The sequence below is a fragment of the Phocaeicola faecium genome, assembly GCF_014837055.1.
GTDB classification, from domain to species: Bacteria; Bacteroidota; Bacteroidia; order Bacteroidales; family Bacteroidaceae; genus Phocaeicola; species Phocaeicola gallinarum.
Genome location: NZ_JACSPQ010000005.1, coordinates 45,271 through 67,245, shown reverse-complemented (window position 1 = coordinate 67,245; position 21,975 = coordinate 45,271). Strand labels below are relative to the sequence as shown.

At 45.2% G+C, this 21,975-nt stretch carries 23 protein-coding genes and 2 tRNA genes; 10 read left to right on the top strand and 15 right to left on the bottom strand.

Annotated features, from left to right (window positions below):
* Together H9626_RS07050 and H9626_RS07045 are read right to left on the bottom strand one after the other, a co-directional pair.
* A tRNA-Met gene (locus tag H9626_RS07050) sits at window positions 1–71 on the bottom strand.
* Window positions 72–114: 43 nt separating this feature from the next.
* Window positions 115–187, bottom strand: a tRNA-Met gene (locus H9626_RS07045).
* Window positions 188–504: 317 nt separating this feature from the next.
* On the opposite strand from H9626_RS07045, the gene H9626_RS07040 reads away from it, so the two are divergent.
* From H9626_RS07040 to H9626_RS07030, 3 genes are all read left to right on the top strand, one after another.
* On the top strand, window positions 505–1,101 hold the full coding sequence (locus H9626_RS07040) for a TetR/AcrR family transcriptional regulator (protein WP_178255758.1): 597 nt from the start codon (window positions 505–507) through the stop codon (window positions 1,099–1,101).
* A gap of 22 nt (window positions 1,102–1,123) precedes the next feature.
* Entirely contained in the window at window positions 1,124–1,870 is a 747-nt protein-coding gene (gene fabG / locus H9626_RS07035) for a 3-oxoacyl-[acyl-carrier-protein] reductase (protein ID WP_178255757.1), read from the top strand.
* Between the two features lie 74 nt (window positions 1,871–1,944).
* On the top strand, window positions 1,945–2,619 hold the full coding sequence (locus H9626_RS07030) for an RluA family pseudouridine synthase (protein ID WP_178255756.1): 675 nt from the start codon (window positions 1,945–1,947) through the stop codon (window positions 2,617–2,619).
* 374 nt (window positions 2,620–2,993) lie between these two features.
* Here H9626_RS07030 and H9626_RS07025 read toward each other — a convergent pair whose 3' ends face one another.
* The 5 genes from H9626_RS07025 to H9626_RS07005 all read right to left on the bottom strand — a co-directional run bounded on the left by H9626_RS07025 (window position 2,994) and on the right by H9626_RS07005 (window position 6,506).
* The gene (locus H9626_RS07025) at window positions 2,994–4,328 is read right to left on the bottom strand and encodes a sigma-54-dependent transcriptional regulator (protein ID WP_178255755.1); all 1,335 of its coding nucleotides are present in this window, start codon (window positions 4,326–4,328) and stop codon (window positions 2,994–2,996) included.
* Window positions 4,329–4,349: 21 nt separating this feature from the next.
* Window positions 4,350–4,958: a porin family protein gene (locus H9626_RS07020; protein ID WP_178255754.1), complete on the bottom strand. Its 609-nt coding sequence runs from the start codon at window positions 4,956–4,958 to the stop codon at window positions 4,350–4,352.
* Between the two features lie 126 nt (window positions 4,959–5,084).
* Window positions 5,085–5,600 (bottom strand): outer membrane beta-barrel protein, encoded by a 516-nt coding sequence (locus H9626_RS07015; protein WP_178255753.1) that lies wholly within the window; start codon window positions 5,598–5,600, stop codon window positions 5,085–5,087.
* A 32-nt stretch (window positions 5,601–5,632) separates the two neighbouring features.
* The gene (locus H9626_RS07010) at window positions 5,633–5,824 is read right to left on the bottom strand and encodes a hypothetical protein (RefSeq protein ID WP_178255752.1); all 192 of its coding nucleotides are present in this window, start codon (window positions 5,822–5,824) and stop codon (window positions 5,633–5,635) included.
* Between the two features lie 10 nt (window positions 5,825–5,834).
* Window positions 5,835–6,506, bottom strand: a complete 672-nt coding sequence (locus tag H9626_RS07005; RefSeq protein WP_178255751.1) for a B3/B4 domain-containing protein — start codon at window positions 6,504–6,506, stop codon at window positions 5,835–5,837.
* A 275-nt stretch (window positions 6,507–6,781) separates the two neighbouring features.
* Between H9626_RS07005 and H9626_RS07000 the strand changes: the two genes are divergently transcribed.
* From H9626_RS07000 to H9626_RS06990, 3 genes are all read left to right on the top strand, one after another.
* Window positions 6,782–7,981, top strand: a complete 1,200-nt coding sequence (locus tag H9626_RS07000) for a mechanosensitive ion channel family protein (RefSeq protein WP_191710045.1) — start codon at window positions 6,782–6,784, stop codon at window positions 7,979–7,981.
* A 105-nt stretch (window positions 7,982–8,086) separates the two neighbouring features.
* A complete protein-coding gene (locus H9626_RS06995; protein ID WP_191710044.1) occupies window positions 8,087–8,236 on the top strand; it encodes a hypothetical protein in 150 nt (49 codons plus the stop codon).
* Between the two features lie 443 nt (window positions 8,237–8,679).
* A complete protein-coding gene (locus H9626_RS06990) occupies window positions 8,680–9,192 on the top strand; it encodes a PH domain-containing protein (protein ID WP_225230913.1) in 513 nt (170 codons plus the stop codon).
* A 72-nt stretch (window positions 9,193–9,264) separates the two neighbouring features.
* Here H9626_RS06990 and fdxA read toward each other — a convergent pair whose 3' ends face one another.
* From fdxA to H9626_RS06970, 4 genes are all read right to left on the bottom strand, one after another.
* The gene (gene fdxA / locus H9626_RS06985; RefSeq protein ID WP_007557742.1) at window positions 9,265–9,432 is read right to left on the bottom strand and encodes a 4Fe-4S ferredoxin; all 168 of its coding nucleotides are present in this window, start codon (window positions 9,430–9,432) and stop codon (window positions 9,265–9,267) included.
* 118 nt (window positions 9,433–9,550) lie between these two features.
* Window positions 9,551–12,532 carry a serine hydrolase domain-containing protein gene (locus tag H9626_RS06980; RefSeq protein ID WP_191710043.1) on the bottom strand — a complete coding sequence of 994 codons (2,982 nt, stop codon included), beginning with the start codon at window positions 12,530–12,532 and terminating at the stop codon, window positions 9,551–9,553.
* A 34-nt stretch (window positions 12,533–12,566) separates the two neighbouring features.
* Window positions 12,567–13,409 carry a bifunctional metallophosphatase/5'-nucleotidase gene (locus H9626_RS06975; protein WP_178255747.1) on the bottom strand — a complete coding sequence of 281 codons (843 nt, stop codon included), beginning with the start codon at window positions 13,407–13,409 and terminating at the stop codon, window positions 12,567–12,569.
* Between the two features lie 3 nt (window positions 13,410–13,412).
* The gene (locus tag H9626_RS06970; RefSeq protein WP_191710042.1) at window positions 13,413–14,192 is read right to left on the bottom strand and encodes a 5'-nucleotidase C-terminal domain-containing protein; all 780 of its coding nucleotides are present in this window, start codon (window positions 14,190–14,192) and stop codon (window positions 13,413–13,415) included.
* A 223-nt stretch (window positions 14,193–14,415) separates the two neighbouring features.
* Between H9626_RS06970 and rplS the strand changes: the two genes are divergently transcribed.
* Both rplS and H9626_RS06960 read left to right on the top strand, forming a co-directional pair.
* On the top strand, window positions 14,416–14,772 hold the full coding sequence (rplS, locus tag H9626_RS06965) for a 50S ribosomal protein L19 (protein WP_178255745.1): 357 nt from the start codon (window positions 14,416–14,418) through the stop codon (window positions 14,770–14,772).
* Window positions 14,773–15,170: 398 nt separating this feature from the next.
* Window positions 15,171–16,769, top strand: a complete 1,599-nt coding sequence (locus H9626_RS06960; RefSeq protein ID WP_191710041.1) for an aspartate:alanine exchanger family transporter — start codon at window positions 15,171–15,173, stop codon at window positions 16,767–16,769.
* A 185-nt stretch (window positions 16,770–16,954) separates the two neighbouring features.
* Here the strand turns inward: H9626_RS06960 and H9626_RS06955 are convergent, their stop codons facing one another.
* Window positions 16,955–17,482 (bottom strand): GNAT family N-acetyltransferase, encoded by a 528-nt coding sequence (locus tag H9626_RS06955; protein ID WP_191710040.1) that lies wholly within the window; start codon window positions 17,480–17,482, stop codon window positions 16,955–16,957.
* A 62-nt stretch (window positions 17,483–17,544) separates the two neighbouring features.
* A complete protein-coding gene (locus tag H9626_RS06950) occupies window positions 17,545–18,834 on the bottom strand; it encodes a M64 family metallopeptidase (protein ID WP_178255742.1) in 1,290 nt (429 codons plus the stop codon).
* An 86-nt stretch (window positions 18,835–18,920) separates the two neighbouring features.
* Here H9626_RS06950 and H9626_RS06945 point away from each other — a divergent pair, with 86 nt between their 5' ends.
* Window positions 18,921–19,397, top strand: a complete 477-nt coding sequence (locus tag H9626_RS06945; RefSeq protein WP_191710039.1) for an Lrp/AsnC family transcriptional regulator — start codon at window positions 18,921–18,923, stop codon at window positions 19,395–19,397.
* A 3-nt stretch (window positions 19,398–19,400) separates the two neighbouring features.
* Here the strand turns inward: H9626_RS06945 and H9626_RS06940 are convergent, their stop codons facing one another.
* Window positions 19,401–19,889: a dihydrofolate reductase gene (locus tag H9626_RS06940; RefSeq protein WP_191710038.1), complete on the bottom strand. Its 489-nt coding sequence runs from the start codon at window positions 19,887–19,889 to the stop codon at window positions 19,401–19,403.
* 62 nt (window positions 19,890–19,951) lie between these two features.
* The gene (locus H9626_RS06935; protein ID WP_191710037.1) at window positions 19,952–20,746 is read right to left on the bottom strand and encodes a thymidylate synthase; all 795 of its coding nucleotides are present in this window, start codon (window positions 20,744–20,746) and stop codon (window positions 19,952–19,954) included.
* A gap of 297 nt (window positions 20,747–21,043) precedes the next feature.
* On the opposite strand from H9626_RS06935, the gene mnmL reads away from it, so the two are divergent.
* On the top strand, window positions 21,044–21,970 hold the full coding sequence (mnmL, locus tag H9626_RS06930) for a tRNA modification radical SAM protein MnmL/YtqA (protein WP_191710036.1): 927 nt from the start codon (window positions 21,044–21,046) through the stop codon (window positions 21,968–21,970).
* The last annotated feature ends 5 nt before the right edge of the window (window positions 21,971–21,975 follow it).

Sequence of the window (21,975 nt, the reverse complement as noted above, 5' to 3'; positions counted from 1 at the left end):
GCGGAGGCCTGACTCGAACAGACGACCTTTGGGTTATGAGCCCAACGAGCTACCAACTGCTCCACTCCGCGATGTTTGTTATAAAAGAATCGGATTTTCTATTATTCCGGTTAGTTGCGGAGGCCTGACTCGAACAGACGACCTTTGGGTTATGAGCCCAACGAGCTACCAACTGCTCCACTCCGCGATGTTTAGTTCTTAATTCGGGTGCAAAGGTACGGTTTATTTTTGAAACAAACAAGTGTTTTGAAAGAAAAATACATTTTTTTGCAATTTCCGGCTCTCTACTGCATCCCAACAAGCCACGAGAAAATTCTTACCCATAGCACCGGACTGTTCTATGGGTAGAATCGGTCAACTCATCCGCATGGAATGACCAACACTTGCGGTAGCGTTTTCGGGTACCGACAGTGGTATTTTACGGAGATTGTATTTACATAAATTTGCTCAGTAGAAAGAAAAAACGTAATTTTGCCTGTCAATCAGATTGTGGGAGCCGAAAAAATGACCGTACTTAAAACCAGAGACCAATTAGTAGACGTAGCCCGCCAACTTTTTGCCAAACAGGGGGTAGAAGCAACGACGATGAATGACATTGCCATCGCTTCGAAGAAGGGACGACGTACGCTTTATACTTATTTTAAAAATAAGGAACAAATCTATCGGGCTGTGGTTGAATCGGAGTTGGAAATGCTGTCTGACCGTATGGAAAAAACCGCCCAAAAGACGATTGACGCCGACAAAAAGATTTTAGAACTGATAATAACACACTTAGAGGCCATAAAGGTAGTGGTATACCGAAACGGTACGCTACGCGCACATTTCTTCCGGGACATCTGGCGCGTGGAAACCATGAGGAAACGTTTCGACCAGAAAGAAACCAAACTTTACCAACGCATTTTGCAGGAGGGAAAAGAAAAAGGGATATTCGATATTGACAACGTAGATATCACGGCCGACATTCTTCATTACTGCGTAAAAGGAATAGAGGTGCCTTACATCCGTGGGCAAATAGGTGAAGATTTGGATGAAGAAATAGGCTGGCGCTATGTGGCTAAAATCGTATTCGGGGCTTTAGGATGCAGAAAGAAACATTTATAAATCATTATTAAACATAAAAATCATGGGATTATTAACTGGAAAAACAGCATTGATTACCGGAGCTGCTCGCGGAATCGGTAAAGCTATCGCACTGAAATTTGCTGCCGAAGGCGCAAATATTGCATTTACAGACTTGATTCTTGACGAAAACAGCCAAAATACGGAAAAAGAAATCGCTGCTTTTGGCGTAAAAGTAAAAGGTTATGCTTCAAACGCTGCCAGCTTTGAAGACACAGCGAAAGTGGTAGAACAAGTGAAAGAAGAGTTTGGATCTATCGACGTATTGGTTAATAACGCCGGTATCACGAAAGACGGCTTGATGATGCGTATGAGCGAAGCTCAATGGGATGCAGTTATCAACGTAAACTTGAAGTCGGCTTTCAACTTCATCCACGCCTGCACGCCTATCATGATTCGCCAGAAAAGCGGAAGCATCATCAACATGGCATCTGTGGTAGGTGTTCACGGAAACGCCGGACAGTGTAACTACTCGGCTTCGAAAGCCGGTATGATTGGTCTGGCTAAATCTATCGCACAGGAACTGGGCTCACGCGGAATCCGTGCCAACGCCATCGCTCCGGGATTCATCATCACGGAAATGACAGCCAAACTGTCTGACGAGGTTAAGGCTGAATGGAACAAACGTATTCCGTTGCGCCGCGGAGGTACTCCGGAAGATGTAGCAAACATTGCCGTATTCTTGGCTTCTGATATGTCTTCGTATGTATCAGGACAGGTTATCCAAGTAGACGGCGGTATGAATATGTAATAAACTTTCCCGGAAAGACGAAGGATGAATACTGTTTTCATGCTTCGTCTTTTTTTATTTCTTACTTTCCCATTATGACAGTCGTATACGAAGATAACCACATCATTGTTGTTAATAAAACCTCCTCGGAGATTGTTCAAGGAGACAAAACGGGAGATACTCCGCTGTCGGAAACCGTCAAACAGTACATCAAAGAAAAGTATGACAAGCCCGGAAATGTATTTCTGGGAGTTACGCACCGGTTAGACCGTCCTGTTAGCGGACTGGTGGTTTTTGCGAAGACAAGCAAAGCATTAAGCCGGTTAAACGACATGTTCCGTAACAACGAAGTGAAGAAAACTTATTGGGCGATTGTAAAAAATTGCCCGAAAGAACCGGAAGGCGAACTGGTGCATTACATGATAAAAAACGAAAAACAAAATAAATCGTACGCATACGATAAAGAAATCAAAGGCTCGAAAAAAGCTGTTTTACATTATCGCCTCATCGGTCATTCACAAAATTACTGTTTGCTGGAAGTCGATTTAAAGACCGGCCGGCATCACCAAATACGTTGCCAGCTTGCTAAAATAGGATGTCCGATAAAGGGAGACCTTAAATACGGATTCCCCCGTTCTAATCCCGACGGCAGCATCTGCCTTCATGCCCGTTACATACATTTCATCCATCCCGTATCAAAGAAAGAAATCAGCCTGACAGCTCCTCTTCCTGAAGGGAATCTTTGGAGTGGTTTTGATTTTGAGAAATAAAAAAAGAGAGCGCTTCACAGCGTTCTCTCTCTCCAATTAACACATAGGCATCTTCATTTATCAAGAGATTGAATGAAAAACAATCTCCAACTTTATTCTATGGGGTTGGGTTTATAGTCTAAGTCTATTTATCAACTCACGTTATTATGTTGTTATTAAGTAAACAACAATATCCGTGCCACAAATGACAAGACCTTACCAAAAAGCAAAATAAAGGCATATTTCCTATTAAAAAATCACACGCTCGCTACAAACCAACTGATAATCAAAGCGATTCTAAAAGAGAAAATTTATCATCGAAGAAAAGAGTTTGCCACAACCTTGCTTTTCAAAGTGTGGAAAAAGTGTGGAATATGTAGAAGGTTTCCACACTTTTATTGTGGAATATTGTAGAGTTTCAATTTATTGTAGAGTGTTTTCCGGTCTACACCCAACAGTTGAGCTGCCCTTGTTTTATTATTATTGGTTTGCTGCAGGGCATTAATGATTCGTTGTTTCTCTTTCTCCTCGTCATGAAGCGAAAGGTCTTGAATCAAGAAAACATTGTCTGCCAGCTCCTCCCCTAAATCGTGTAAAGAAATAAATTCTCCCTGAGCCAGCAAAGTAGCACGTTTCACCACGTTCTTCAACTGACGAAGATTGCCGGGCCACGAGTAATTCTGCAAAGCCATACTTGCCTCCATATCAAATCCTATTAGATTACGCTCCAACTCCCGATTCGCTTGATCTAAAAAGAAATTAGCAAACAGCAAAATATCTTCTTCTCTCTCCTTCAACGAAGGCATACGCAGCGTAAACTCATTGATACGATGATATAAATCCTCACGGAAAGTACCTTTGGCGATGGCTTCTTTAAGATTTTCATTGGTTGCACTCACCAACCGAACATCAACCTCGATTTCTTTAGTCGACCCTATCCGGCGAATCTTACGCTCTTGAAGGGCACGAAGCAACTGCACCTGTACCTCGTAACTCAAATTTCCTATTTCATCAAGAAATAAAGTTCCGCCGTTTGCTTCCTCAAAAGCACCGACCTTATCCGACAAAGCACCGGTAAACGAACCTTTTACGTGGCCAAAAAATTCAGAAGCAGCCAAGTCTTTCGGTATAGAACCGCAATCAATAGCGATAAACGGTTTGCCTGCCCGCTTACTGAGCTGATGGATGCGATGGGCAACATATTCCTTACCGGTTCCGCTCGCTCCGTTAATCAAAACCGACATGTGGGTAGGCGCAACCAGATTAACATAATTATAAAGCTGACGCGCAGCCTCGCTTTCTCCCTCAAGAAAGTTCTGAGAAGAAACCGAAGCTGCCGAATGAACCGGCGCAATAGGCGCGGCTGTATTATTTCCTATGGCTTCTGTTATTTTTGTCAGAAGAACGTCTGGCTGTATCGGCTTGGCTACGTAATCAGTCGCACCTTCTTTCATCGCCTGTACAGCGCTCTGGATTTCGGCATAGCTGGTCATGATAATAAACGGTATAAGTTTATTCTGTTCCCGCAGCCAAGCAAGCAGAGAGATGCCGTCTTGGTCGGGAAGCCGTAAATCAGACAATACCAAATCAAAATCGCGAGCAGCCAGCAGTTTTCTTGCGCGCAACTGAGTACCAACCGCCTCTACTTCGAAACCTTTCTTGCCCAGCCAAGTTTTCAGCATGGTAGAGAAAGTCAAATCATCTTCAACAATTAATATAGACGAAGCCATTATGTGTGTGTTACATTTATTTTAGAACTTATACCCTACGGTAAAGAAGAATGCCAAATTACGCGGAGCTGCTCCACTGGCTATTTTACATAAACCAAACTCTCCGTCGAGTCCCACGGTCCATTTCGGAAAATCCAAAGCCACACCTCCTTGTAATCCTGCATCGAAACGCTTCAACCCGTTCCAACTCTGGGCTTTCACATCATCGAATGTCCCCCATGAAGTGGTAACATCATCTATCTCGTGGCTAACCTTTCCGTTTACGCCCAAAGCCAAATAAGGACCTGCGGTAAATACCATGTCGAACTTACAAGCCGTACCTACATGGAAAGCAGCCAATAAGGGCATTTCAAAATAATTCTGGTCGACTGTTATATCTGTCCCATTTTCCTTATAACTTGCTCCTTTCGACACCCATGACAACCCGGTTTGGAAAGAGACCAATCCGGTAAGAGGGACATCAATGCCTACTCCTACTTTCGGATTAAACAAGGGATTGCTGCCGTTAGCATCCTTTCCCATCCATGTACTCATACCTAAACCCAGCTCCATGCTCCACGTTACTTTCGTTTGCGCCGTTACGGTCAACATTGAGAACAGGCAAACCATCATAAGCAAAAACTTTTTCATAAGCCATTTATTTTTAAGATTTCCTATCCGCAAATGTATAAAAGTTTAGTCTGACATGCTAACAAAAAGGCATAAAAAAAGAGCTGTTCGTAAGCAGAACAGCTCTTTTTACTGCTTTTTCGGCCATTAAAACTCGTAATCGATACCGATTGAAATATTTTCTCCGTCTACATCTACGCCAAAGCCTTCTCCCATTTCGCCCCGATAGTCATTCCGATAACCCGCGAAACCAACTTTGGTAATGAAACTGAAACTGTCGTTTAATTTTATTGCCAATCCGGGTTTCAGACCGATTTCAAAACCGTTTACGGCATCGTGGTGTTTCTGCTTGTAGGTAGAAAAACCTAAGCCCATGTCAACAAACAGGCGAACGATTTTATTTTCATAAAACGAGTAACGGGCATAAGGGGCAATGGCAAACGTATTCGACTTGGCATCGCCGCTTTCATGACTGTACGCCAATTCGCCGCCCACAGCCCAAGTTTCGTTCAGGTTATAACCAAAGTCGGGAGTAATAGAAAATGAAGTAACGTCTTTGCTCGTGTTTCTCCATAAGCTGATTCCACCACCCAAATACATTTCTTGTGCCTGCACTGATAATGCCGCCATGATTACAGCGACCACCAACAATAATTTTCTCATGATTTTTCTATTTTGTTTATAATAAATGTGTGTTATCCGTTTTTATGACGGTTCGCACGACGGCGGCGATACTCTGCTTTCATTTTCGCCGAGCCCGAACCGTGGGCTCCCGTAATATAAGATTTCTTCTGAGCTTTGGTTTTTACTTTCTGCTCTTTTTTCCCTCCGGGCGACTTTCCGCCCTTAAAAACTATACCTTCGGTCAATATCTTTTCTATATCCATAACCTTTTACTTATTTAAAATAAACTATTTTTACGTCTGTGGCTTCGGCAAATTCTTTCAGCAGTCCGACCATATAGTCTACAGCCTCAGCCAGTCCATCTTCACCGCTGTAAGCATTCATAATGGCAAGCAGGTGGGTAGTGTCGGCGGTTATTTTCGTCCGTTCGTTATCGCTGGTGGGAGTCCCTACTCCGCCTACGGCATCGCGGTATACCGGCATCCCTTCAATGTTCAGTTCGCCCCTGCCGATGCCTTCATACGGCTCACCTGCCTTGCCGATGCCCAACACCAGACGGTCGCCCTGAATCTTATCCAAATCGAAACCACCGATGGAATGTCCGCTGTAAATCGAAGCCAGATTAATCAAGTCTACCAGCGTATCAATCTGATAAAGAGGTATCCCCCGAAGGATGCGCCGGCAAAGCGCTTCCGATGACGGACGATACCGGCTGGGGTCTTTGCCACATCTCTTATATGCCTGACGGGTAGCCTGAATTGCAGGCATCTCTTTGATAGAATCCGTAGTGTACTGCTGCCGGTAAAGTTCCGTAAACGTTTCAATACGTTTCCACAAGGCTTCGCTGTAAGCCGAATTTTTCACCGTTGCAAACACGGCGGCTCCCCGGAACGGTTGCCACGCTTGTCTTAACTCTTCAGAAACTTCAATAACCAACTCTTTCATGACTATTTCATAAATTGCGCGGCAAAATTAATGGTTTCTTGCTTCAGCTCAAACCTTTTCCACTTATTTCAACCATAAAATCCGCTTATTATGATAATTATCGACAAAAAAATACCCAGTTTCTCATACCGACATTAATTAAAGATGGTTATGAAGTTCATAACCCGTCTCCGCAGGCAACCAACAACAACAGTTTTGACAAAAGTTAAAGATTTATCCTCCATTATTATTCAGTCTCTTTGTGTATCTTTGCAAAAACAGAGAAACCATAGAGTATGGAAGTAATAAATCAGAGCATAAGCCGTTTTTTAGAATACCTCGGCATAGATAAATCAAACCTCGACTGGAGCGTACAGTTGGCTTTAATCCTCGGGGTGGTAGTCATATCTTTTCTTTGCACCAAAATATTCCGTCATCTGATTATCCCGACGGTAAAGAAACTAACCGCCAAGACCAAAGCTACGTGGGACGATTATTTGTTCAACGAGCGGATGATGGTAAACTTCAGCCGCATCATCCCGCCCATCGTGTGGTACGGGTTACTGCCTTTCGTGTTTTCTAAAACTCCTGCCTTGATGAACTTCCTGATGAAAGCCACCGAAATTTATCTCGTGGTTGCCATCATTCTTTTGGCTAATGCGTTTCTTACTTCGCTGTACAGCATATCGAGTGAGCATGAAACGCTGCGGAACCGTCCGCTGAAGGGAGTGTATCAAACCATCAAATTAGTGGTAATCGGTGTGGGAGTGGTCATCATATTAAGTATCATCCTCGGCGAAGATGCTACGATTATCCTTGCCGGTTTCGGAGCTTCGGCTACGGTACTGATGTTGATATTTAAAGACAGCATTTTAGGATTGGTGGCAGGCGTGCAGCTATCGGCAAACGACATGCTGCGACCGGGCGACTGGATTACGATGCCGAAGTATGGAGCGAACGGAGATGTTATCGAAGTATCGCTTACCACGGTCAAGGTACGCAATTTCGACAAGACCATCACCACCATCCCCCCGTATGCGTTAGTGAGCGACTCTTTCCAGAACTGGCGGGGAATGCGTGAAACGGGCGGACGGCGCATCATGCGTTCGGTCAACATCGATGTTACTTCGGTACACTTCTGCACAAAGGAAGAATTAAGCAAGTTTATGGCAAAAGGTTGGATAAGCGAAGCCGATGCCGGAAAACCGATTGTCAATTTTCAGGTATTCAGAAACTACCTGCTCACCTACCTGAATCAACATCCGCGCGTAAGTAAAGAACAGATGATTATGGTACGCCAACTGCAACCCACGGCAGAGGGTATGCCGATGGAGGTATACTGTTTTACCAACACCACCGTATGGCAGGAATACGAAGAGATTCAAAGTGAGATATTCGACCATCTGCTTGCCGTGGTGGGCGAATTTAACCTGCGTATCTTCCAGCGCCCCGGTGGAACGGATTTCCATCCCGACCGCTATCGTGCCAATACATAGACCGCCCGAAATCACCGTCAGCCCTTTTAACCCTTATACCTAAGATACCCGACAGTTTGGATGGCAAGTCGCCGGACGAAGCCATCCAAGCCTACACGCCTATCTATGAAAAAAGAATCTATGAAGTTCGCCTACCGGCTCTCAGCCCTGCAACAACAGATTCAATCGCTGGAAAACCGGAAAGACATAAAGGACGAAACGAAATCCCTCAGTCTGCGCAACTTCAAGATATCCAGACAGATAACAAAGGTTTAGCAATGGTTATGTAAGCCGTTTCCGTTAATTTTTCAGTATGCTAATCCTGCCAAACAGAAGCCCTATTCTGCAACCGAAAAATTCTACCCATAGGACTGATGAATCCTACGAATAGAAATGGTGAACTCTACCGCATGGAATAAAAATGTTAGCCGTAGCATTTTATAAGGCAAACGCTTCCCTCAAAAACAACTATGGATAAGAAAAAAACAACATCGTTTCAGGCATCATTCTTCTACTTTCTTCTTGCTCAACCTTACTGATATACAGAGGGAAAACTACCGATGTATATACCTCAGCTGTACGGAACGGGCTACAAACAACTCGGCATACTGCCCGTACCACAAACCAAACCACATGAAATAGTATGGAAACAAAACTGTATAAGGAATTGCTATTCTGATTAATAATTCCGATATTTGGACCATACTTAATTTAATAATATGATACCGACTTATAAATCAGATTTCCGCCCCACAATGAAGCGTTGGTCTATTATCCTGAAAACCATACTATTAATAACCGTCATTTTATTTTTCATCAGAGCATTGGTTGCACCATCTTTCATCGACCAAATAGTAAGTCTATTATTAGGAGTCGGTGTGTTGGCTATATACGTATATACATTAAGCATCATTCCCTCATCTATACAACTGGGCGAAAAAGAAATAATCATACAAAGAACATTCGGAAAGAAATGTATTCCTTACTCAATCATCAAAGAAGCGTTCATCTATAATGAAGTTCAAGGGGATATCCGCTACTGCGGAAGCAACGGATTCTTAGGATATATGGGGATAATGGGAAGCACACTTTACGGAAAATATTACTCGTATGTAAAAAATCCGCAACAGCAGGTTTTCATCTTAACCAAGAACAAAAACTACCTGATTAGCTGCGAAAACAGGGAAACATTTATAAAAGAACTGCACACCAGAATGGTTACCGAGCGATGATGTTGGCAAAAAATAAGGGCTGCCCATGCGGACAGCCCTTTGTGTTAGTTTGTCATACAGACGATTTGTTGATTATCCCAAGTGGATAGCTTCAGAAGGACAAACATCAGCGCAAGTACCACATTCTGTACAAGCGTCCGGATTGATAGAGTATTTGTCACCTTCAGAGATAGCACCTACCGGGCATTCGTCAATACAAGTACCGCAAGCGATACAATCGTCACTAATTACGTAAGCCATTGTTGTAAAAGTTAAGTTATTATTAGTACTAATTTGATGATACAAAGGTAATGTTTTTGCCTTTCATTGTAACATCTACATTACAAAATCTGCTTAATTTGTACATTGTCTAAATAGCTTATTCGGCTAAGTTGGTCAAAGCCTGATAGATGACTTGCTGCATACGTGTGCGGATGTCGTACTTCATCAGGTTCTTGCGATCGAACGGACGCGGATAAATGCGGTTACACAAGAAAACAAAAACGATGTCGTTATCGGGGTCTGCCCATGCGCACGTCCCCGTAAATCCGGTATGACCGAATACCGATGCCGGCGCCTCGGCTGCACACGGACTTTTATCGGGATTATCCGGGTTAGGCTTATCGAACCCTAATCCGCGCCGGCTGTTCTTTGATTTCGCTTTCAAGAAAAGGTCGCACGTGGCGCGGGTAAGGTAACGTTTGTTTCCGCATACGCCACGGTCGAGCAGCAGTTGGCAGATGCGTGCCACATCGTGAGCCGAAGAAAACAATCCGGCATTTCCCGATACGCCTCCCAAGAAAGCAGCCGCCTCATCGTGTACAAAGCCCTGCAACCTGCCTCCCCGCAAAAAGTCTTCGTTTACCGTAGGCACAATCTGTTCTTTCTTAAACCGTTTCAAAGGCTGGAAAGCGGTATGGGTCAACCCCATCGGTTTATAAAACACACTGTCTAAATACACATCCATCGGTGTGCCCGAAACCGCTTCCACCAGTTCTTTCAGCAAAATGAAGTTCAAACAACTATACCGGTAAGAGCGGCCCTTCAAAGGCATTTCGGCTATTTTATCCAACACCACCTGCCGGAATTCTTTCTTGATATACAGGTTTTCCGCCACTTGCAACGGATAATCTGCCGACGGCACGCGCGAAACCCACTCCGGTTTATACGAGAAGTCGGTACAAGCATACAGATTAGGCTCTACTTGGATGCGGTGATGCGCATCGGGACGTTTGCGAAACAATCCTCCTTTACAGGAACTCAGGTCGACAGCCTCTTGATAAAAAGGATAATAAGCAGGCAGTCCGGATTCGTGATACAACAAATCTTGGATAGTGATATCCGCCTTGTTTGTTCCACGCAAAAAGGGCAGATAGGCAGAAATTCTATCGGTTAGTCCAAACCGTCCTTCGTCATATAGTTTCATCACAGCCAAAAGTGTCGCCGTGGTTTTCGTAAGCGAAGCAAGGTCGTAAATGTCTCCTTCCTTTACCGTTTCGTTTCCCTCGTAAGTGTGTTTGCCGAAACATTTGTCGTACACCGGGAACCCTTCGCGCAACACCAGCACGTGACACCCCGGATATGCACCAACTTCAATCCCCTCCAAAGCAATGCTGTCTAAACGGGAAAGCACGGCGGGATTCATCCCTAAGTCTTTCGCACAATAATGACGGGGGATATCCGGATCAAGCGTAACGCCTGTCCCGGCAGGGAAAAGTCCTGCCAACGGAACCGACAAACGTCCGTCCGCTTTCTGTTGCCCCAGCAATACATCGGCTACATAGCGTTGCACATCGGAGACATCGGTATGTGCAAGCACAACCGCCGAGGCTTTTTGCATGGTATCTTTTAATTTCTCTAATGTCTTCGACGAATCGAAACAAACCAAAACCACAGGCTTGTCTGCCGCCAGTTGGTTTATCAAAGACTCATAAGGAGCTACTTTCGATGTATGTATGGCAATAATCACCTGCTGAACCGGATTCAGGCGACGACGTATCGACTCCAAAGAATCGACATTGGCACGAATCCATGTTACGGGAAACACTTCGCGCAACTGACGGTAAAAAGGATAATCTTCGGTAAGTGTGGGCGAAAGACTCAGCAATGCCGTTTCTGAAACAGACAAGTCCAGCGGAAGCATATCGTCTTGATTCTTGATTACGGTAACCGCTGCACGCTTCAGCCGGTTCATCAACTCCTCGGTTTCCGGACGATTCAAGCGCCGGTCGATGCCCTCGCCCGAAATATCTTTGCGCTTAGCCAGTCCTAATATATATTTATAAGTAAGCACTTTCCGGCATTTTTCGTCAACAGCCGCTTCGGTCAGCGTACCTGTCTTCAAGGCACTCATTACGCCAGCCAATTCCCTCTTCAGGTTACGCGGAGCCAATACCATATCGTTTCCGGCTATCAAGGCTTGTGCACAAACAGCCTCGTTTCCGGAAATGCCTTTCATCTCCAGCGCATCGGTAAACACCAATCCGCGAAAGCCCAACTCTTGCTTCAATACCCCATTAATGATTCCCGGAGAGATAGATGCCGGTTTCTTTCCTAAAGCCGGAACATTCAGGTGTCCTACCATCATGCCTCCCACACCCGCTTCTACCGCCTCGCGGAAAGGACGCTGCTCGATACTGTCTAACCGCGCACGACTAAAGTTCAGCACAGGCAGCGACTTGTGTGAATCGGTTTCCGTATCCCCATGCCCGGGAAAATGCTTACACACCGACAGTACCCCACCATCCTCCAGCCCACGGCAGTAGGCGATTACTTTACGCGCCACCTGCTGCGGAAGTGCGCCAAACGAGCGCGTATTGATTACAGGGTTTTTAGGATTGTTATCTACGTCTGCCACGGGAGCGAAATTTACCTGTACCCCGATTTCGCGACACTGACGAGCAACTTCGCGACCATACTCGTAAATCAGCGAATCGTTTTCGATACATCCCAATATGCGGTTACGCGGAAAAGAGGGAGTCCCCTTCAGGCGCATCGCCAAGCCCCATTCGCCGTCGAACGTTATCAGCAATGGGGTAGAAGCCAAACCCTGTGCGTAATTAGTCAACTGAATTTGTTTCTGAATATCACCTCCGGAAAACAACAGACCGCCAATGCCATACTCGGTTACCGCCTGTTCGATGTTTTTCCGGTTTGCCTGCGTGGTTATCGGAGCTACGGTATGAATGAACAACTGCCCCACTTTTTGCTTCAGGGTCATCGAAGCCATCTGCTCGTCCACCCACTGTTTACATGCTGCCTCATCTTCCGCCTTCAATCGAAGTCCGGACGACTGTGCCATTGCTGTCCGCCCGACTAAAAGCAAGCATAACAGACTAAACCAATACATAAATCCTCTCATAAAATAAACTGCTAAAAACATGCCGAATAACTGCTTACTCTTTACGCATGTCGACCTTCATTCTACCAATAAATACAGAATTTTTACCCATCTGCTGAACGGGCACTTCCTGACCGTCTAAATTTTTGTAATATCGCGGTTCGGAAAAATAAGAATGCGAGTGACCGCCCAACACGATATCAATGTTGCGCGTATTTTCTATCAGTTCCACATCGGAATAGGGTTCACCCTCCCACCCTAAGTGAGACAAACAGATTACCAAATCACAATGCTCCTGCGTTTTCAGCAAATCCGCCATACGCTGCCCTTCTGAAACGGGGTCTTCAAACTTAACATTCCCGTAGTTGGCGTGAGCCACCAGTCCGTCCAGCTTCGCACCCAATCCGAACACACCGATACGTATACCGTTACGCTCCAATATCACATATTCTTTTACCAATCCTTCCAATACAGTGCCCGTGACATCGTAATTAGCGCATACGATAGGAAACTTCGCCAATTTGAACAGCCGTGCCATGTTATCAAGTCCGAAATCAAACTCATGATTGCCGATAGTACCTGCATCATAGCCCATCTCGTTCATCATCTTTATTTCGATTTCTCCCTTAAACAAATTATAGTACGGACTGCCCTGAGAGAAATCGCCGCAATCGAAGAGCAGCAAATCGGGATATTCTTTACGTTGTTGGGCGATAAACGTAGCACGGCGCACTACTCCTCCTTTTCCCGCCAAGACCGAATCGGGATAGTAAGGAGCAAACGGCTCAATACGGCTGTGCATGTCATTGGTATGAAGAATATATAATTCTTTCTCAGTTTGCGCCGGCAACAGATTCGCTACCAAACACAACAGCAATAACAAAAAACTCTTTTTCATGGTTTAATCCTCCGATACTTTTATGCGTCCCTCGGTACGGGCGGTTACAAACTGTCCTTTCTCTTCACACTGCTTCACGTAATCGATAAGCAAATCTCTCAACACCTTGTCTTTCGGGAAGGTTTTCGATTTCGCATCCCGGAAAGCCGGCATTTTATCGTTCCCCTCTGCCAAATAGTCAATCGTTGCCACGGTATAGTCTTTCCGAGGGTCAACCGACTTTCCTCCTACCTTTGCATCCACCAGTTTTCCGTCGGACGTAATCACCAGCCGCGCTCCGCTCAAGCCTTCTCCATGTACAGCAGCTATCTGTTCAAACAAACGGATTAAAGTCTTTCCATCCATCGTTAAAACACATAACGCATTTTCAAAAGGGGCAATCTCGTAAATCGTACCGAAAGTAACCACACCCTCAGGCAACGCATTCCGGATACCACCCATATTCATCACTGCCACATCTGCCTCACCTCCGATAACCGATGAAGCACTCCGGCGAAGCACATCGGCTATCAGATTAGACAACGGAGACTCAGGACGCTGCGATGTCAATGTAGCCGCCGAATGTCCGATAACCGGCGACATAATACTGTCTACCTGACGTTTATACGGAGCAAGAATCGCCTCAGCCCTCGCATCAGGATTTACATCATACGCTTCTGTCATAGGGAATCTGCCTCCCTCAACGCTTACCACCGAATATCCCGAACTACAACTTCCCAAGCCTATCAGGAGTCCGCTTGCCGCTACAACAAGCCAATGGTTTTTTATCAAATTCTTATTCATACTTTTCGTTTTATCATTCAAAAGTAACCAAAAAAGCAAAACTCGACAAGAAAACTTCATACCGATAGCATCTTTACCGCTCATTTTTACAAAATATAGGGTAAAGATTTGGCTATGTACCGAAAAATCACTTACTTTGCACCGCTTTCGCGCAATCGCTGTCAAGAGGAGTTACTTGATATGTTGCGTTGTAACGATGAAACAATTTAATTTTAAAAAAGAAATGGATTTAATTAAAATTGCAGAAGAAGCATTTGCTACCGGCAAACAGCATCCTTCATTCAAAGCAGGTGATACGGTTACGGTAGCATATCGTATCGTTGAAGGTAACAAGGAACGTGTTCAGCAGTATCGCGGTGTTGTTATCAAAATTTCAGGTCACGGTGAAAAGAAACGTTTTACCGTACGTAAAATGTCAGGAACAATTGGTGTAGAACGTATCTTCCCGTTGGAATCTCCGGCTATTGACAGCATCACTGTCAACAAGATTGGTAAAGTACGTCGCGCTAAGCTGTATTACCTGCGCAAACTGACAGGTAAGAAAGCAAGAATCCAAGAAAAGCGTACAAGCAACGCCTAAGTCTCGGAAACTATAACGTGTTCTTACATAACCTTTAGGCGCACATTGCGCGGGTCAGACGAAAACTCTTCTTTCTGTTTCCGTTATGTTCTCGCACAATATGCGCCTAATTTTTTGTTGCTCCCCAAACAGCATCACTTGTTAAGAAACTGTTTTGAATTTATCGTGTGATGATTTAGGATGAGTTTTTTGAGTCATTTTTGCTTGTGTGATGAGGAAGATAGCGGGCTATCTGACGAAGAACAAAAGCAGAAAGGACCAAAAAATCGCCTAAAGCACACACGAAAATGAAGACATCAAGCCAAGAAAACTTTTTGGAGAAATTCAAAACAGTTTCTAAATCCCTAAATCCTTCTCCACGCTCATTTTATTTATCAATCTTGTTTTCCATCATACGTATGTTAATAGAATTACTCCAATCCTCTTATTTCTCTATTTTCTTGATAGTGGCTCTCGGCTTCATGCTGGGACGTGTTAAAATCATGGGACTGTCGCTCGATGTCTCTGCCGTGATATTCATCGCACTGGCTTTCGGACATTGGGGAGTATCCATACCGAAAGAGTTAGGCACTTTCGGATTGGTACTTTTCATCTTTACCATAGGTATTCAGGCAGGACCGGGATTTTTCCATTCGTTCCGCAGCAAAGGAAAAACGCTCATCCTTATTACATTACTTATTGTTGCGTCTGCCTGTCTTACGGGAGTCGGGATGAAATACCTGTTTAATATTGATACACCAAGCATCGTCGGACTGATAGCCGGAGCTTTGACAAGTACGCCGGGACTTGCCGTTGCCATCGACAGTACACAGTCGCCATTGGCATCCATCGCTTACGGTATTGCCTATCCGTTCGGAGTGATAGGTGTTATTTTATTTGTAAAACTCTTACCCAAGCTGTTTAAAGTAGACGTGGAACAAGAAGCACGGAAGCTGGAAAAAGAACGCCGGAACAATTTCCCGGAGCTAAACACCTGTCTGTTCCGCGTTACCAATCCTTCGGTATTGAATCGCACGCTCCAGCAACTGAATATCCGTGCCATAACCGGAGCTGTAATCTCCCGGCTGAAACGTGACGGCTCTATCATTATCCCAACAGCACACACGGTTTTAAAAGAGAACGACACGATACAAGCCGTGGGCAGCGAAGAAGCCCTGAATAACCTTACCGTCATGTTGGGCACGCGCGAAGACGGAGAACTGCCTTTAGAGCATACACAAAGCATCGAGTCTCTGTTACTGACCAAGAAAGATATGATTAACAAACAGCTGGGCGACCTTAACTTGCAACGGAACTTCGGATGTACCGTTACCCGTATACGGCGAAGCGGAATAGACATAGCTCCATCGCCAGAACTGGCGCTGAAGTTTGGCGACAAACTGACCGTGGTAGGCGAAAAAGAAGGGATTCAAAGCATTGCGCGCCTGCTGGGGAATGATGCGAAAAAACTTTCCGACACCGACTTCTTCCCCATCGCGATGGGTATTGTGCTGGGAGTTTTGTTCGGCAAACTGAACATTTCATTTGGAGGAAGCATGTCTTTCTCACCGGGGCTGACGGGAGGTGTGCTGATGATGGCGCTTTTCCTGAGCGCGATAGGAAAAACCGGACCTATTTTGTGGTCAATGTCCGGAGCATCGAATCAGCTTTTGCGTCAGTTGGGATTGCTGCTTTTCCTTGCCGAAGTAGGAACGTCTGCCGGAAAAAATTTGGTAGCAACATTCCAAGAAAGCGGATTTCTTTTGTTCGGCATCGGGGCGCTCATTACCATCGTACCCATGCTGACGGCCGCACTTATCGGGAGACTGGTATTTAAAATCAGTATGCTCGATCTCTTGGGAACAATCACCGGAGGTATGACCAGTACACCGGGCTTGGCGGCCGCCGACTCGATGACGGACAGCAACATCCCCGGTGTGGCATACGCTACGGTTTATCCCATTGCAATGGTGCTGCTCATTTTATTCATTCAAGTAATAGCAATGGTTATAAATTAGCCTCCCTGAAGAAAAAAAATAACAAACTTATTTTTAAGGGTTTACAGTTCAGTAAAAAGCATAAAAAATTCTACCCGTAGAACCGGTCGGTTCTACGGGTAGAAACAGCAAACACTACCGCATGGGATGAATGACACTAACGGTAGCGTTTTTGAGGGATATACCGGCAGATTTTTCTTATGCTTTCAAACTCCGTATACTTCACGGTGTATCCGGTCGCGTATTGCCTCAAAGTCCGCATCGATGCTGTCTGCTCCTGCAAACATCAGGTATAGCGGCAGCCCTTCTCCCCCCTTTCTATAAGAGGGCTGGAAGTAATCTTTTTCACAAAGCGAGAAACCGCATCTTTGGTAAAAACCTATCCGCCGTATGCTCATTTCATCTTCCGGACGTTCTACTTCTAATACGATGATACCCGGAAGCAGCTGCTTTATATACTCCATAACCTGCTTTCCGTATCCCTTGTTGCGAACAGCCGGAGAAGTAGCCAGATGTTCCAAATAATAGAAATCGCCGAGATTCCATGCCGTAATCAGCCCTATCGGAAGCTCATCGTCGGTTATGAGGTAACACGTAAAAAGCGGATTGGTATCGGCATTGCGCCGCTGGTCTTCATCGTCCCGGCGCTCTACTTCAGGAAACGATTCGTGCAAAAGATTCTCTACAAAAGAATAAGCCTTGTGGTCTGTTTTAATTGGAGTAAAGTTTAACATAATGATTCTGATTATGAGTAAAACATACGATTCTGTATTTTGACACAGGGTTAAAAATGCAGTCACTTGTCGGTATAAAACCGGATGACGCGCTCTATCGCCCGCTCGCATACGGGACAAAAACGGGGTGCTTCGTTGATTTTCATCCTACATTCGGTAGTAGGACGATAAATGCCTTTCAGGGTATATCCGCCTCCTTCGTACAAGCCTACCTTCGTATAAATGGTAGCCGAATCGGTCTCCAACGGAGTAGGCACGGGAGTACCCTCCGGAAGCAAATCTTTCCACTTACTGTCGAAGTCGACCAGCGTCGTTATATTCTGTTCCCACGGCTCTACGCTGTACGGATATTGCGCACTGGGAGCCTCATCGTAAGCATATTCGTCTGCAAGTCCGGCAAAACTGTGTCCGAACTCATGCACCACAACAGGCCAGAACATCGGATGATGAGCCGTGGTGAGCGTATACGAATTATAGATGCCGCCGCCACCGTACGTATCCGTATTGGCAAGGATGATGATGTGTTCGTAAGGAATCCCTGCCAGCCAGTTGTGAATGTCTTTCACCCGACGGGTCGTCAGATATCGGTCGGAATAGAAAGTATCGAAATGAGAACTTACCGCCGTTGATTTCCACTGGGCTTCGCGGGGAATACTTACGCCGCTATCGTCCGAGGGGCTTCCCACCGCAACGACATTGAAACGGCTTTTAAGATGCTTGAAAGGCTCGTGGGCAAATAAAGCATCACACGCCTTTTGTGCATCGGCATAAAATACATCCATTTCGGCTGCGGTATAGCCTTCGGCAAGAATGGCCACGTCGATGCAATCGGTAGCCGGACCACTTTCGAGCAAATAGCGGTGAGGAGTAATACGCTCCAGTCCGCGCCGGTGAATCAATATATCGCCGGGGTTCACCTCATGAGTCAGTGAAGCTACCGGCTTATGGTAGACATCCTTCAGGCGGACGGTTACCGTTACGGGCTGTTTCGGGAAAGGCAGCAGAAATGTATTTTCAAATCCCCGCTTTACATGCTTTGCTTCATCTTCGCTCACCCATTCTTGAAACAGACTTGAAAAAGAAGTGCGGTAAATCACTGTCCCAGTAGCTTTATCAGCTACCGTGATGTCACCGTTCCCCTCTAACGGCAACTCACTGAGCCGTTGCCTTCTGCCTGCCCACCGGGGCAACGAACAGAGTTCATCCAAATAAATATCCTGATGGTTTGCATCGCCCGTAAAGAGGTAATCGACCCGTAAAGTCTTATCAACAAAATAATCATCAAAACTTTGTGAAAAAGCCGAATATGACGTACAAAAGCATAAAATTAGAGCTACAAATAAATTTTTCATATCGCATTTAAGATTTTATAGGCGGCAAAGTTAAAGAATGAAACCGAAAAAATACTATCTTTGCATAAATATTTAAAGATATAAAAATGGGACATCACCAATTAGACAGCTTAGACGAACAAATTTTACGATTGATTGCTGACAATGCACGTATTCCGTTTTTGGAAGTAGCACGTGCATGTAACGTATCAGGAGCTGCGATTCATCAGCGTATTCAGAAATTGACCAACTTGGGAATCCTGAAAGGTTCGGAGTTTATCATCGACCCGGAAAAGATAGGTTATGAAACGTGTGCTTACATCGGGCTGTACCTGAGAGACCCCGAACAGTTCGACTCTGTTACGGAGGCATTAAAACTAATCCCGGAGGTTGTAGAATGTCACTATACTACGGGGCAGTATGATATGTTTATCAAAATCTATGCAAAGAACAACCATCACTTATTAGAAGTCATCCACGACAAACTTCAACCGTTAGGGCTGTCGCGCTCGGAAACGATTATCTCGTTCCGCGAAGCTATTAAGCGACAGATGCCTATTATCGATATAACGAGCGAAGACTGAAAATCAGCGTCGCTCATAATCAACGAAACAGTAAGAGTAGAGATGTTTTTCGTCAGTCGGATAACATTCTCTACTTTTTTCTTGCCATTGTTCCGGGTTTATTTCAGGGAAAAACACATCGGCAGGAGCCTTGTCATCGTCTACTTCTGTAATATACAGGCGGTCTGCCTGCGGCATGGCTTCTGTATAAAGCGTGGCTCCCCCCATGATAAATACTTCTTCGTCTGATGCACAGTGTGCCAACGCCTCTTCCAGCGTATGGAATGTTTCCGTTCCTTCAAAACAAATTTCCTGACGAGTCAACACAATATTGCGGCGGTTAGGCAAAGCTCCTTTGGGAAGCGACTCGAAAGTTTTGCGCCCCATTACAACGGTGTGTCCCGTAGTCAAAGCCTTAAACCGCTTTAAGTCGTTCGGCAACCAGTAAAGTAGTTTGTTTTGAAAACCAAGTCCTCGGTTTTTATTAATTGCAGCAATAATCGATAAAAACATGAAAGGTGAGTTTTTAATTTTATAACATTAATAATTCAAAGTTCTCAACACATTAATCACACTTACACCGATACCTTTCCGGCTATGTGAGGCCACGGGTCGTAACCCTCAAGTCGGAAATCGTCGTAAGTAAAGCTGAAAATATCTTTTACGTCGGGATTGAGTTTCATAACCGGAAGCGGACGAGGCTCGCGGGTCAACTGCAAATCTACCTGTTCCAGATGGTTGAGGTAAATATGGGCATCGCCCAATGTATGGATGAAATCGCCCGCTTTCAGTCCCGTTACCTGAGCCATCATCTGAAGCAGCAGGGCATACGAAGCAATGTTGAAGGGAACGCCCAAAAAAGTATCGGCGCTACGCTGATACATTTGCAGGCTCAAGCGTCCGTTTGCTACGTAAAACTGGAAGAACATGTGGCAGGGCGGCAGGTTCATGTTCTTCAAATCGGCTACATTCCAAGCATTTACGATGATGCGGCGTGAATCGGGATTATGCTTGATCGTCTCCACAGCTTCCGCTATCTGGTCGATGAATCCGCCGTCGTACGTAGGCCACGAGCGCCACTGGTATCCGTAGATGTGCCCCAAATCGCCGTTCTCGTCGGCCCACTCGTTCCAGATGCGCACACCGTTTTCTTGCAGGTATTTCACGTTCGTATCGCCTTTCAACATCCAAAGCAGCTCGTGGATAATGGATTTCAAATGAAGTTTCTTGGTAGTTACCAGCGGAAAGCCGTCTTCCAGATTAAAACGCATCTGATGTCCGAACACACTGATAGTTCCGGTTCCCGTACGGTCTTCTTTCTTCACTCCCTCGGTACGGATGCGACGGAGCAAATCCAAATATTGTTTCATTCCGATATTTATTTTATAGAGGCAGCAAAGGTACGGGTTATTTTGGAATATATTGATATATGAAAGGTGCATAATTTGTATTCGGGACAAAACAGCCCGCAAAACGCTACCGTAAGCGTCCCTCATCCCATGCGGATAAGTGCTGCTGTTCTACCCATAGGAAGCAGGTGTCATACGAATAGAAATTTTCTATGCCACAAACCGGAACAAGCTCTTAATAGAGATTAAAATATGGCTTCAACCTCTGCCTGTTTTCTGAAAAAGAAGTATCTTTGCACCCTAAAATCAAATCAGGAAATGGAAGAAAGCATACGATACAACGATTTTGCCGGATTCTTAGCCAAACAATTTCCGTTTAAAGTACAGAAAATCTCTGTCAATGCAGGCTTTACATGCCCTAACCGGGACGGAACGAAAGGCTATGGCGGCTGTACGTACTGCAATAACCAAACATTTAACCCGGCTTATTGCCATACGGATAAAAGCGTGGCGATACAACTGGAAGAAGGAAAGGCTTTTTTCGCCCATAAATATCCGCAAATGAAATATCTGGCTTACTTCCAAGCCTACACGAACACCTACGGCGAACAGGAAAAACTCGTACGCATGTACGAAGAAGCATTACAGGTAAAAGACGTGGTGGGGCTGGTTATCGGGACACGTCCCGACTGTATGCCGGACAGTCTGCTTGATTATCTGGAAACACTGAACCGAAAAACCTTCTTGCTGGTAGAATATGGCATAGAAAGCACAAACAACGATACACTGAAGCGTATCAACCGAGGACACACATTCGAATGTACTGCCGATGCCATACGGCGCACAGCGGCGAGAGGCATACGCACGGGGGGACATATCATTCTCGGACTGCCCGGAGAAACCAGTGAAATGCTGCTCGCACAGGCCTCGCAGGTTTCGGCTTTACCACTGACTACACTCAAACTACATCAGCTGCAACTGATAAAGGGCACACGCATGGCATACGAATACGAACATTCGCCTGAAGATTTCCACCTTTATACGGCAGACGAATATATCGACTTGGTAATCGGATATGTAGAAAGGCTTCGTCCGGATTTGGTTTTAGAGCGTTTCGTCTCGCAATCTCCCAAAGAGCTACTCATCGCACCCGACTGGGGACTGAAAAACCATGAGTTCAGTTGCCGGGTAAGAAAACGGATGCGCGAGCGAGACACATGGCAAGGGAAATATTACACTTTATAAACATA